This window comes from Ferruginibacter lapsinanis (assembly GCF_020783315.1).
GTDB lineage: Bacteria > Bacteroidota > Bacteroidia > Chitinophagales > Chitinophagaceae > Ferruginibacter > Ferruginibacter lapsinanis.
In genome coordinates this window covers 2,936,909-2,950,345 of sequence record NZ_CP086063.1, presented here as the reverse complement: position 1 = coordinate 2,950,345, position 13,437 = coordinate 2,936,909, and the positions used below count along the sequence as shown (strand labels likewise).

Annotated in this window: 13 protein-coding genes; 11 read left to right on the top strand and 2 right to left on the bottom strand. The window is 37.6% G+C overall.

From position 1 onward, the window contains the following. Positions 1–60: 60 nt before the first annotated feature. Entirely contained in the window at positions 61–1,077 is a 1,017-nt protein-coding gene (locus LK994_RS12425) for a threonine aldolase family protein (RefSeq protein WP_229760409.1), read from the bottom strand. Positions 1,078–1,330: 253 nt separating this feature from the next. Here LK994_RS12425 and LK994_RS12420 point away from each other — a divergent pair, with 253 nt between their 5' ends. The 8 genes from LK994_RS12420 to LK994_RS12385 all read left to right on the top strand — a co-directional run bounded on the left by LK994_RS12420 (position 1,331) and on the right by LK994_RS12385 (position 10,106). Beyond that, the gene (locus LK994_RS12420) at positions 1,331–2,188 is read left to right on the top strand and encodes a sigma-70 family RNA polymerase sigma factor (RefSeq protein ID WP_229760408.1); all 858 of its coding nucleotides are present in this window, start codon (positions 1,331–1,333) and stop codon (positions 2,186–2,188) included. 744 nt (positions 2,189–2,932) lie between these two features. Continuing rightward, the gene (locus LK994_RS12415) at positions 2,933–3,967 is read left to right on the top strand and encodes an AlbA family DNA-binding domain-containing protein (protein WP_229760407.1); all 1,035 of its coding nucleotides are present in this window, start codon (positions 2,933–2,935) and stop codon (positions 3,965–3,967) included. Between the two features lie 227 nt (positions 3,968–4,194). Then, positions 4,195–4,752, top strand: coding sequence for a hypothetical protein (locus tag LK994_RS12410; RefSeq protein WP_229760406.1), 558 nt, complete (start codon positions 4,195–4,197; stop codon positions 4,750–4,752). A 251-nt stretch (positions 4,753–5,003) separates the two neighbouring features. Then, complete coding sequence (locus tag LK994_RS12405) at positions 5,004–5,885, top strand: DUF4249 family protein (RefSeq protein WP_229760405.1); 882 nt, start codon at positions 5,004–5,006, stop codon at positions 5,883–5,885. Between the two features lie 99 nt (positions 5,886–5,984). After that, on the top strand, positions 5,985–6,932 hold the full coding sequence (trxB, locus tag LK994_RS12400; RefSeq protein WP_229760404.1) for a thioredoxin-disulfide reductase: 948 nt from the start codon (positions 5,985–5,987) through the stop codon (positions 6,930–6,932). Positions 6,933–6,970: 38 nt separating this feature from the next. Beyond that, complete coding sequence (locus tag LK994_RS12395; protein ID WP_229760403.1) at positions 6,971–7,321, top strand: dihydroneopterin aldolase; 351 nt, start codon at positions 6,971–6,973, stop codon at positions 7,319–7,321. A gap of 1 nt (position 7,322) precedes the next feature. Further along, positions 7,323–8,078 carry a hypothetical protein gene (locus LK994_RS12390; RefSeq protein WP_229760402.1) on the top strand — a complete coding sequence of 252 codons (756 nt, stop codon included), beginning with the start codon at positions 7,323–7,325 and terminating at the stop codon, positions 8,076–8,078. 69 nt (positions 8,079–8,147) lie between these two features. After that, positions 8,148–10,106: a M1 family metallopeptidase gene (locus LK994_RS12385; protein WP_229760401.1), complete on the top strand. Its 1,959-nt coding sequence runs from the start codon at positions 8,148–8,150 to the stop codon at positions 10,104–10,106. Between the two features lie 9 nt (positions 10,107–10,115). Here the strand turns inward: LK994_RS12385 and LK994_RS12380 are convergent, their stop codons facing one another. After that, entirely contained in the window at positions 10,116–11,468 is a 1,353-nt protein-coding gene (locus LK994_RS12380) for an MATE family efflux transporter (RefSeq protein WP_229760400.1), read from the bottom strand. Between the two features lie 42 nt (positions 11,469–11,510). On the opposite strand from LK994_RS12380, the gene LK994_RS12375 reads away from it, so the two are divergent. Genes LK994_RS12375 through LK994_RS12365 form a run of 3 tightly spaced genes read left to right on the top strand, consistent with a single transcriptional unit; the run spans position 11,511 to position 13,434 of the window. Beyond that, positions 11,511–12,329, top strand: coding sequence for a DUF3822 family protein (locus LK994_RS12375; protein WP_229760399.1), 819 nt, complete (start codon positions 11,511–11,513; stop codon positions 12,327–12,329). Then, positions 12,320–12,856: an RsmD family RNA methyltransferase gene (locus tag LK994_RS12370; protein ID WP_229760398.1), complete on the top strand. Its 537-nt coding sequence runs from the start codon at positions 12,320–12,322 to the stop codon at positions 12,854–12,856. Before LK994_RS12375 ends, LK994_RS12370 begins: the two co-directional genes overlap by 10 nt. A gap of 8 nt (positions 12,857–12,864) precedes the next feature. After that, on the top strand, positions 12,865–13,434 hold the full coding sequence (locus LK994_RS12365; protein WP_229760397.1) for a 5-formyltetrahydrofolate cyclo-ligase: 570 nt from the start codon (positions 12,865–12,867) through the stop codon (positions 13,432–13,434). Positions 13,435–13,437 lie beyond the last annotated feature (3 nt).

Below are 13,437 nucleotides of genomic sequence, written 5' to 3'. Positions count from 1 at the left end.
TATAAAGAATCGTTGATCAGGCGTCAACTGAAAAGATTTTTGCCAATAGCAAACAGGTAATTACAGTTGTTCGATAACCTTCACCAGATCATCCACCATTTTATCAGTAATATCTAAATGCGTTACCATACGAACCTGTACCGGTGACACTGCCATCGCTAAAATATTAAATTTAGCCAGCACATTTGTAAAGCTGACCGCAGAGTAGGGGGCGCTAACTTCAAATATCAGAATATTGGTTTCAACCGGCATGATCTTGTGTACAAAACTTTTTTTCTCTAATGCGGCAGCTATCTGCCTGGCGTGCAGGTGATCTTGGGCAAGTGTAGCGATATTGTTTTCTAAGGCGTAAATTCCTGCAGCAGCCAGGTAGCCGGCCTGCCTCATTCCGCCTCCTAATACCTTTCGAATCCTTCTGGCCCTGTTGATGAACTCGGTTGTTCCCAACAATACACTTCCCACAGGTGCGCCGAGCCCTTTACTCAAACACACAGAAATACTGTCAAATATCTCCCCATACATTTTAGGCGTTTCACTCTTGGCCACCAGGGCATTCCAGATCCTTGCGCCATCCAGATGTAGTTTTAAGTTATTTTGTAAACAAGTGTCTTTAATTGATTCAATATCAGCAAATTCGTAACAATTTCCGCCACCTCTGTTTGTGGTGTTTTCTATGCTTACTAAACTTGTATTTGCCTTATACACTGCATCAGGATTGATGGCTTCTTGTACTTGAGAAGCGGTTATTTTACCATTTATTCCATCTATAGGACTAACCTGGCAACTGCTGTTAAAAGCAATGCCACCACCTTCGTAAATGTAGACATGGCTCAATCTTTCGCAAATTACCTCATCGCCGGGTTGGGTATGGCATTTAATAGCGATCTGGTTACCCATGGTTCCGCTGGCACAAAATAAGGCGGCCTGCATGCCAAACATGTCGGCAGCCATTGCTTCGAGTTTATTTACAGTTGGATCTTCTCCAAACACATCATCCCCAACTTCAGCCTTGAACATGGCCTCAAGCATGGCGGGGGATGGCTTAGTGAAAGTATCTGAGCGTAAGTCGGTTATCATCTAATAAAGATAATAAAAGAAGGAGCAAATTAAGATTTGGGGTGGCAGAGTTTAATAAAAGGGTCATAAAAACAAGATATTAGAGCGTCATTATGTCCTTTTTTTTCATAAACACTATGAAATACAAAATTTGCAACGTAACTTTGCACACAATTTTCAAGGAATTTGCTGTTTTTTTTAACTTCCCTTTGCAACATTTTCCCAACAAAAGTGGTCATATAAGCGTTATAACTTTAGAATACAATACACGACAATGAGGCAACTTAAGATAGCAACCCAGATTACAAACAGAGATTCTCAGGCAGTTGAGAAGTATTTACAGGAAATTTCCAAGATTTCGATGATCACTCCTGAAGAGGAAACCATTTTGGCGCAAAAGATCAAAATGAACGATCAGAGAGCATTAGATAAGTTGGTGCAGGCTAACTTACGTTTTGTGGTTTCTGTGGCTAAACAATACCAGCATCAGGGGCTTTCTTTGAGTGATCTGATCAACGAAGGTAACCTTGGTTTGATCAAAGCAGCTCAACGTTTCGATGAAACCAAAGGGTTTAAATTTATCTCTTACGCCGTATGGTGGATCCGTCAATCAATTTTGCAGGCTTTGGCTGAACAAGGCAGATTGGTACGTTTACCACAAAATAAGATCGGTACTTATAACAAAGCCAACAAAGCTTACATGGCTTTTGAACAAGAGCATGAAAGAGAACCATCTACAGAAGAATTAGCAGAATTGCTTGAAATGAGCGAAACTGAGATCAATAATATTTTCCAAAGTAATACCCGTCATACTTCATTAGATGCTCCGGTACACGAAGCAGAAGATGTGGCTATGGGTGATCTGTTACAAGGAGGCGATGATACAGATGAGGATGTAATGCATGATTCATTAAGAAATGAAATTCGTCGTGTATTAAAATCATTAAGCCCTCGTGAAGCAGAGATCGTAAATGCTTATTTTGGTTTAGATGGTGAAAATGGTGTTACCATTGAGCAGATCGGTCAAAAATATGATCTTACCAAAGAGCGTATCCGTCAGATCAAAGAAAGAGCGATCAAACGTTTACAAAAAGCCCGTTACAGCGGAGCATTGAAAGCGTACTTAGGTTAATTGTTTTTAAATGATAATATTTTCCCCGGTGATTGAGTTCATCGGGGATTTTTTTTTGTTGAATATTTAGTAACTATCATGTTCCTCAGTTTATAAATTCACATCGGAAAGCTTTTACTAAATGACCGTCTTCGACAGGCTCAGACTGACAGATTTTTATTTTGCAAGAGAGGCCTCTCTGAAATTCATAGAAGATCATCAAATTAAATGCGCTCAACCTAACAATACTTTTACTATCAGTCTGAGCCTGTCGAAGACGGTGTGATAAAATTAGGTGTTGAAATAGACGGCGTCTCCCCGGGCATTTGTTTTCAATTAAGCAACAAACATCGAAAGGGCAAAATGTGTAAATAGCTGTTTTCTTACCCGAAAGCTTGCCGGAAGCCCGGGGAAGGTTTCGGGAATACCCGACGGGCTGCCGGAAGTCCGGGGAAGGCTTCCGTATGATACCGAAAGGTTGCCGGAAGTCTGGGGAAGGCTTCCGTATGATACCGAAAGGCTGCCGGAAGATCCGGGAAGGTTTCGGTATCAAAAAATGGCAGGGTAGTGGGAAAATAACATGTTAAACAACAGCTTTTTGCCTAGCTGGTGGAAAATTGAAGTTTTTGAGTGATTTTAAGGAAATGAAATTGTATTGGCGCAATAACAATACAAAAAGTATACTACTAAACCGTTGGTTTTCAATGATTACTTTTTTTAGGGATAGCGTGTGATATCATATATATTTGTGTTAGCTACAATTTTATGAGTTACATCCAACAATACTTCGGCAAGACACCTCAAGACTTGAATTATCAAGACATAATAGATTTCTTTGCAACAGAAAAAGAGGAATCTGACAAAATTGAGTTTAAGTCATTTCATGCTCCAGGTGAGAATGATAAAGAAAAAGAAAATGGCATAATTAGAACAGTTTGTGCTCTTTTAAACTCCAGTGGAGGTCTATTAATTTGGGGTGCACCTGTTGGACAAAATGTGGCAGGAAGGACTGAAAAAGTATTTGTAGGAGCATTATCACCTGTGACAAGACTTGTTGAAAAAGATTATTTCATCAATCGAATTACAGACTCGATAACACCTGCTCCAAACAATGTAAACTTTTATACCCTAGTTGACAATGGGAACTACATCTATCTTGTGGAAGTTCAGCAAAGCGAATATAGTCCCCATCAGTTTCGAAATACTTATTACATGAGAATTGATGGACAAACTAAGCCTGCTCCTCATCACTATATAGAAGCACTTTTCAAAAAAATAACTTATCCGAAATTAAAAGGGTACATAACTCTTAACAACTTTCATCATGACGGCAGATACTTTTATCTTGAAATGACTGCTATGATTTTTAATTTGTCAAGACTTCAAAACGAATACAAAGCATTCTATAGAATTGTGGTTACTAATGGGGTGATTTTTAATGGCAGTTTAACTCCAATTCCAAATAGCCCTTACTTTATGAATGGTCATGAAATAAGAGCTGTGAAACCTGTTGACACAATTTACTACAATCAACCTTATAGATTTACTGAAGTTATACGCTTGAACCCACAAGAAATTCAACAACGTAATTCCGAATTTGAAATATGGTTCTACTTTGGAGGAGAAAAATCCCCGTTGCTCTTATCGAAATACAGACTTAGAATTAACTTCAATAATTTGACTCCCGCCAATTTAAATGACTTTTTTATAAACATTGATGAGAACCGATATTCTTTTGAGCATAGTGACGACCTAGGTTTGACTGAGGAACAAAGAATTAGTCAAATAATTGGTAGATAAAAACTGTAGCTAACATTGCATTGGCAATATGGCGGGGCGACGAATATATTCTCAGCTTTTTGTTCGCTGTTCGGTCTTGGTTTCAGCAGACAAATAACCCCCAGCAATAGAATAAACAATGACCTTTTGTATCTTTAATCAACATTGGTTCCGGGCTGGACATTCAATGAATGCCGCCACATCGCCAATGCTTTAACTTTGGTTGCTATTTTAAATGACACTTACTAATGACAAAACTCAACAACAGACTTCTTTCAATTTTCTTAACTCTTGGAATACTGTTTTTCATAGTTATTATTTATATGTTTTTGGTAAAGGAAATTTTACCAACTAGTTTAACAAAGACTAAGCATACAGTTAATCTCAATAGCGTTAAGTTTATTAAAAACGACTATTTAGACACGACACAAGTTCGGAAAATGCAATACGTTAATGAGGAAATGCGATACAACGAAGCAGCTAATGAAAATTGTACAATTTCATTGTTAAACTTGACAGACAGCATTTCTTATGTTGAGTCTATGAGTTTTAATTTAAAGACTTCCTTGCCACCTAAGACAATTGACTTTTATAATAATTCTGCAATTCCACAACCAGTCTTGAATGACAAATACAAACTTGTTTTTAGTTGTAGCAAAAAAGCTATTGTGGAGTTTTCTCTTGACAATTTGACTACGTTTTTGGACTTGAAAAATAAGAGTGACAACTCAACAGAAAAGAAAGAAATCAAATTGACTTCGGCAGACAAAAAACTAATTGTATTTGTAACGTTCACTGTGGACTAAGAAAAACAGCAACCAACATCAGGTTTGGCGTTATTGGGGCTTGACGAATATAGCCTCAACATTTGTTCTTCATTGTATTTCAGTTCAGGCAGGACGTTTTCGTCCCAGCGGGGTTTTCACCTACCTCTTCACAAATTATATATGTTATCTGTGCCCCCCGGCATACTGATATCCCCCAACACAATGCTCCCATTTCAACTTTAACTAAACCATTACCCGATTAGATTGTTATTATACTTTAATTTTGTACTATGAAGAGAGTCGCTTTAGTTTTAGCAGTAGTTTTTGTTTTATATGGCTGCGAAAAGGATATCAATTTTAATTTAAAGAATGCTGATGATGTATTGGTGGTAGATGCCAATATTGAGAATGATCAGCCTCCTGTGGTGGTACTAACTAAAAGTTTCGACTTTTTCAGTAATATCAATCCCTCATTACTGGTAAACTCATTTGTGCATGATGCGGTGGTCACTATTTCAAATGGAACGCTTACACATCAATTAAAGGAGTATACTGTTCCCTTAAATAATGGATATAGTTATTCATATTACTCTATTGATCCGGCAAGTCCTTCAACAGCATTTAACGGAGCATTCAATACTACCTACTCATTAAAAATTGTATCGGCCGGAAAGCAATACGATGCCATAACCACCATTCCTGTATTGGCCAAAAAGCCGGATTCTCTCTGGTGGAAACCAGCCCCGTTCTCAGATGATACCACCAATGTAATTTTGATGGTAAGATCAACAGACCCTCCGGGGCTTGGCAATTATATCAGGTATTTTACCAAAAAGAACAGCGGTAATTTTTTACCGGGAGATAACTCTGTATTTGATGACCAGGTTATTGATGGCATATCTTATCAATTACAGGTAGATCCGGGAATTGACAGGAATAATAAAGTAAGCTTTGATAGTAATTACTTTAAGAGAGGAGATACTGTTACCATGAAATTGTGCAATATAGACAAAGCCACCTATACATTCTGGAGTACCTGGGAGTTTGCCCAAGGCAGTATCGGTAATCCTTTCAGCCAGCCCAATAAAGTAATTGGCAATATCAGTAATGGGGCATTAGGAGCGTTTTACGGGTATGCTGCCTTTTACAAAACATTAATTATTCCCAAATAAATAACTGATACCGTTTACTTGTAAATATATTTGCACAATTACAATAAAATAATGTAATTCGTGCATTATAAACTTATCATTTTATAGAACAAAAAGAATATGGATACTAACACAAACGAAAAAGTACATTGTCTTATCATAGGTTCAGGACCAGCTGGTTACACTGCGGCAATTTATGCCAGCAGAGCAGGATTGAATCCTGTATTGTATCAGGGAATACAACCGGGTGGTCAGTTAACGATCACTACAGAAGTAGAGAATTATCCTGGTTACCCCGAAGGTATTCAGGGACCCGAAATGATGGTTCATTTTGAGAACCAGGCAAAACGTATGGGGGCAGATATCCGTTACGGGTTGGCAACAAAAGTAGATTTTTCTGCACAGCCATATAAAGTTGAGATCGATGAAGAAAAATGGATCGAAGCAGATGCGGTGATCATTTCAACCGGTGCAAGTGCTAAATGGCTTGGGTTAGAAAGTGAACAAAGGTTGAATGGTTATGGCGTAAGTGCCTGTGCTGTTTGCGATGGATTTTTCTTTAAAGGAAAAGAAGTGGCAATAGTTGGCGCAGGAGATACCGCTGCAGAAGAGGCGTTGTATCTTTCTAAAATATGTTCTCAGGTACATATGGTGGTTAGAAAAGGAGAGATGAGAGCAAGTAAAGTAATGCAGGAAAGAGTATTGAAAACAGCTAATATTAAAGTATATTGGCATAGTGTAACAGATGAGGTTTTGGGGGATAAAAAAGTAGAAGCGGTAAGATTGAAAAATGTAGAGACGGGAGAAAAAACAGAGATACCGGTGAGTGCCTTCTTTGTAGCGATAGGGCATCAGCCTAATAGCGATATTTTTAAAGGTTGGCTGGATATGGATGAAGCAGGGTATTTAAAAACTGTTCCGGGCTCATCTAAAACAAATATAGAAGGGGTGTTTGCTGCTGGTGATGTGCAGGATAAGATCTATCGTCAGGCGGTAACTGCTGCCGGCAGTGGATGTATGGCTGCATTGGATACGGAAAGATATCTAAGCGAAAAAGGACTTCATTAATTATCAATTATCATTTATCATCTATCAATTAGTAAGCTTTGTTAACGATCCATCTCAATAGTTTAAAGTTTCACTCTTTTCATGGTATACATGAAGAAGAAAAGGTATTGGGCAATGGCCTCGAATTGAATATTACTGTTGTTGTAAGAAATACAGATAAGATCGTTTCGTTGAAACAAACGGTCAATTACGTCTCTTTATATGAGATCATACAGAAAAGAATGGATACGCCAACCCCGTTGTTAGAAACTGTGGCACAGGATTTGGCTGACTTAATTTGTGCACATGATGAAAGGATCATTTCAGTTGATGTTGCAATTAAAAAATTAAATCCACCTATACACAATTTCCATGGACAAATTAGTGTTAGCTATAGAAAGGAGGTATAAAATGAAATTTATCATAACCTGTTTCTTTGCATTGTTTGCTGTATTCAATCTGTATTCCCAGGATATAAAAGCATTGATCAAAGAAGCTGACAGACTGGAAGCAGTTCCTAATGAAACGGGCGCCTTTCTTAAATTTAAAGAAGTAGTTAGTAGGGAGCCGGGAAATATATATGCATTATCTAAATGCAGTGAATTGTGTTGCAGGATCGGTAAACGTCAAACAGACCTGAAAGCCAAAGAAGATTTTTACAAAGCTGCAAAGGCATTTGCAGAAGTAGCCCTGAAAGTAGATCCTGCAAGCTCAGATGCCAACTGTGCCATGGCCATGGCATTAGGACATATTTCCATGAGCAAAACAAATAAGGAAAAAATTGCATCAGCAAGAGATTTAAGGAAATATGTAGATCTTGCTATTAAGGCTAATCCCAATAATTTTAAGGCATGGCATGTATTAGGCAGATGGCATTATGAAATAAGTAATTTGTCTATGTTTGAAAAAGCCGCTGTTAAATTATTATATGGAGGAATGCCCGCCGCTTCATTAAGATCTTCAATTGATTGTTTTGAAAAAGCCAGGTCATTAACCGGCCCCGGCTTTGTAATAAATTATTATGAGCTGGCCAGAGCTTACAAACGAAATAACGAGAAGCAAAAGGCTATCGAAGTGCTTAAAGCCATGTTATTATTACCCAACAATACAGAGGCCGACCCGGGCATAAAAGAAGAAGGCAAACTGTTGCTGGCTGAGTTATTGTAATCGGTTAGATGATGAACGGTATGCATTGTTAGAATGTTTTATTTACCTTCGGTAACTAAAATTATTCCAATGCTATTGAAGTCGTTTTTCAGTGTAATCACATTTAGTTTAGTCGTTACGTTTTCCTTTGCACAGGATGAAGATTCAGTTCAATCCAAATACGATCCTCACAAATTATTTTCACCACTATTTTACCCGGTAGGCGCAACAGCTACAAGGGCAGCCAATGGTGAGCCAAATACAGGCTATTGGCAAAACAGAGCAGATTATCAGATAGCTGTTTCATTGGATGATATTACACACGAAATAAAAGGGACAGTAACGATTACGTACAAAAATAACAGTCCGCTTACATTACCCTATTTATGGCTGCAATTAGATCAGAACCTGTTTTCACAATCAAGTCGGGGCGATGCTAAATTGCCTGTTGATAAACATAGCCGCTATGGAGATAGCAAAAGTGATTTTGACGGAGGTAATAAAATTACTTCAGTTAAAGTGGGTAACAGCGATGCCAATTATTTAATTACAGATACAAGAATGCAGATTCGTTTACCTAAGCCAATGGCTGCCGATGGAGATGTTGTTACGATCAAGATAGATTATTCATTTATCCTTCCTGACTACGGAGCCGATAGATGCGGTATTTTAAAAACCAAGAACGGAGATATTTTTGCTGTGGCACAATGGTATCCACGTATGTGTGTGTTTGATGATGTACAGGGATGGAATACAGCTCCATATCTTGGAGCAAGTGAATTCTATTTAGAATATGGCGATTTTGATTTCAGCATTACAGTCCCTGCATCGCATATTGTTGTGGCAAGCGGAGAATTATTAAATCCTGCTGAAGTGCTTACAGCAGCTCAGTTAAGCAAATACAATGAAGCTAAATCAAGCGACAAAACTGTTATCATTCGTTCTGCTGCAGAAGTAAAAGATCCAGCATCAAGACCAGCAAAGAATACGCTTACCTGGCATTTTAAGATAAATAATGCAAGAGATGCATCATGGGCTTCTTCAAAATTCTTTGTATGGGATGGAGCCAAAATAAATTTACCGAGCGGTAAAACCGCTTTTGCAAATAGCGTTTACCCTGTAGAAAGTGTGGGACAAAAAGGATGGAGCAGAGCCACAGAGTATACAAAAGGCAGCATAGAAAATTATAGCAAACGCTGGATGGAATATCCTTATCCTGTTGCTTCAAATGTAGCATCAAATATCAGCGGAATGGAATATCCCGGTATTGTTTTTTGCGGATATCAATCTGAAACAGATGGGCTATTTGGTGTAACTGATCATGAATTCGGACATACATGGTTTCCGATGATCGTTGGTAGTAACGAACGTAAATATGGCTGGATGGATGAAGGATTTAATACATTCATTAATTCATTGGCAGATGATGATTTTAATAATGGCGAATATAAAAGCGCCGGCTACAATATGCCAGCTTTTGCCGGTTATTTGTTTCATAATAAAACAGAACCTATCATGACCACTCCGGATGCAATGAAGGAGTCCAATATCGGGATCGAACTATATTACAAACCGGGCTATGGGTTGGAATTATTAAGAAATGAAATTTTGGGTGCAGACAGATTTGATTATGCATTCAAAACATATATCAGCAAGTGGGCCTACAAACATCCAACTCCATGGGATTTTTTCAGAACGATGGATAATGCGGCAGGAGAGGACCTTAGCTGGTTCTGGAAAGGGTGGTTCATCGAAAACTATAAATTGGATCAGGCGGTAATTGCAGTGAATTATGAAAATGACCTGATGTCAAATCCTGCCATAGTTACCATTGCTAATTTAGATGAAATGGCTATGCCTGTTACGTTAAGCTATACCACAAAAAGCGGTAAACGAGGAAAGATAAAATTACCCGTTGAGGTTTGGAATAATACTAAAGTTTGGAAAGTAAAATTGCCCACCACCGAAGCGATCAGTCAGGTAGTGATCGATCCGGATAAAGTATTACCCGATATGAACTTTACCAACAATACATGGAAAAGCAAATAATACGAAAACTTAAACCGGTTGTTTAGTTTTCCATTTGCCACTTTTTAGAAAAGTAAAAGAAAGAAGAAATACGATCGACCAGTAAATGATTTCGTTGCTCCATGCCATTGCCAGTGATACATAATGAGCTTTGGTAAAATACCAGCTATAGAATAGATAGCCGGTGATCGCAATGATCTCTATTGCTAAATTCATTTTCGTTTTCCCTGTACCGGTTACACCGTTCAGCCATATATTGGCCATGCTCATTATTAACAGGCCTAATGAGACTGTTCTTAATACCGGTGTGGCTTCAGCAATAAAGGCATCTCCCTGACCAAAAACGCTAAAAAATATTTGCGGAAAAAGATTGATGAATAAGCACATCATCAAGCAGGAACCTGTACTCCAAAGCATGATACGGGTAATTGCTTTTGTTACTAATTCTTCTTTTCGTTGTCCCATTAAATTGCTGACCATTGCATTGCAGGTGCCAGCAAATGCCCAGACAAATACACCGGTAAGGCCAAATACATTACGCATGGTATTACTGATCGCTTTTGCAGTTTCATCATGAAGAGATTCAATTAAAATAAAAAATACCAACCAGGTTGTCACGCTGATAATAAACTGCAGCATCAAGGGGGTGGCTATTTTTATAATCTCTTTGCTCTTGATCTTATCGTAAACAAAATTTTGTAAAAGCGAGTATTGTCTTTTTAATCCTGTTCTATACAAAACTATAAACACAACAATACAGCCAATGATTTCAGCTATCACTGATGCAACTGCAGCTCCGTTAAAGCCCATTTTTGGCAAGCCCCAGTAACCGTTGATCAATAAATAATCCAGTAAGATATTTATCAATGACTCAAAAATAAATCCGATCATTAAATAACGGCTATTGAGTGATGCTACTAAAAAAGCATTGCCCATTTGAAATAAATACAAAAAGGGCAGACCGAATATTCTGATTCGTAAAAAACTCATTTCCTGCGGATATGCTTTGGGGTCTGCTACAGAACTCAGGATCATCGGAGCTACCAGCCAGGTAATTAAAATACCAGCGAAAGCAAATTGCAGACTGATACGGATACCTTGTGATAAAATAATTTTAAAAGCATTGGTATCTCCGGCTCCGGCATATCTGCTGAAAACAGATTGCATAGCATTGTTTAAACCGTGGCCCGCCACCGCAAAGATCAGGTAAAACACACCCGTTACCCCTGCATTTCCTAAGGCTTCTGTACTCAGATTACCCAAAAAAATGCTGTTGGTGAGCATATTAATTTGCGGAACCAGTATTGCAAGCGTTATAGGAAGTGCAATAGATAGTATTTGTTTATTGGTAACTTGTACTTTTAAATCAGTCGCATTATCCATAAGTCGACAAAATTATCTTATTTTGCCACTCAAACTTTTTTATTGACACCTTTATTTAACATACAGCCAATCGGGATCGATCTTTCTACTGCTCATTTATTTATAGAAATGGGAGAACATGGACTGTCTCTTTATATACTGGATGATACCAATACATTTTCTTCAATTTGTGTATATCAGTTTCCTGATAAATTAAATGTAGAAAATAACATACGAAGTATTTTATACGAAGAACCTTTTTTGAAACAAAAATTCAAAAAAGTTGATATCATCTATTGTTTTTCAGAATCTGTTTTAGTGCCAAAAGAATTGGCTGAAATGGAAGCAAATAAAAATATGCTGGATCTTGTTTACGGAGATTTTCCTGATAAAGTGATACGAGGAGATTTTATGTTCAGGTATGGTATTCAAAATGTATATCGAACACCCAAGTCAGTAGAGATGATAATGAATAATCTTTTTCCTACTGCTACAATTACACACTTATATTCGGTATTACCTGATCTGGTCAGTAAACAAGGCAATAATTTATTCGCAGCATTTTGCTCGAATCATATTATTACGTTGTTGATGAAGGATGACAAGATTCAGGTGATACAGAAATTTGCGTATCAAAAACCGGAGGATGCGGCGTATCATTTATTGAATGTATGTGTAAGTTTTGATACAGCTGTTGCTGATGTAAATCTGACCTTATCAGGGATGATCGATACAACATCTAATTTGTATAATGAGTTACATAAATATTTTGAACACATTGAGTTTGGTTCTTTGCCGGATAAATTTCAATATACAGATGAGATAGCGAATTATCCTTCACATTTTTTTAGTCATCTTTTTGGTATAGCTGCATGCGTATAATTAGCGGAATACATGGTGGCAGGAGGATCAATCCTCCTGCGGAAATGCCTTACACAAGGCCAACAACAGATATTGCAAAAGAAGGTCTGTTTAATATTTTGCAAAATAACCTGGAGATCGATACTCTAAAAACACTCGATCTGTTTGGTGGTACCGGTTGCATTAGTTACGAACTGGCAAGCAGAGGAGCAATTGATCTGACCATCGTTGAAAAAGATAACAAGATGTATGACTTCATTAAAAAGACATCAACAGAATTAGGATTAGAAAATTTCAAGCTGGTTAAATCAGATGTATTTAAATATATTGACACTTGTACAGAGCAATATGATTTTATATTCGCAGGTCCCCCTTATGCATTAGGAACCATTGATGATCTGCCGATCAGAATATTTGAAAGAAATTTATTAAAGCCAAAAGGCTGGTTTGTGTTGGAACATACACCAAGAAATGATTATAAGAAATTTGATCATTATAAAACAGAACGTAATTACGGCACCACAATCTTTTCTATCTTTATTGCTTAATTGTAACGATGCTTAAGAAAGAAATAAGAGACACCTATAAGGCAAAACGTAAGACTTTATCTGCTTCGCAATTAGAGAAGATGGATGACCTGCTTTTAATACAGTTTCAGCAATTGCCGATTGAGATTCCTGCGTTGATAATGACCTATGCGCCTATGGAAGAGCAGAAAGAGTTTAACCCTCAGTTGATCACAGATTATTGTTATTTTAAAAACCCCAGCCAGGTATTGTTATATCCTGTTATTGGTCCGGATGATGAAATATTAAGTGTAGTAGTAAATGATAATACTACATTTGTAAAGAACAAATATGGGATAGACGAACCCGCTGATGGGATAGATATTTTTCCTGAAGAGATAGATCTGGTTATTGTTCCATTGCTGGCATTTGATAAAAGTGGGTTTAGAGTTGGGTATGGCAAAGGGTATTATGATAAATTTTTAAAAGAGTGCAGGCCGGATGTAATAAAGATCGGGTTCAGTTATTTTGCACCGATCACTATGATCGACGATGTAAATGCATTCGATATCAAGTTGAACTATTGCGTAACGCCTGATACATTTTATGAGTTTGAATAATAC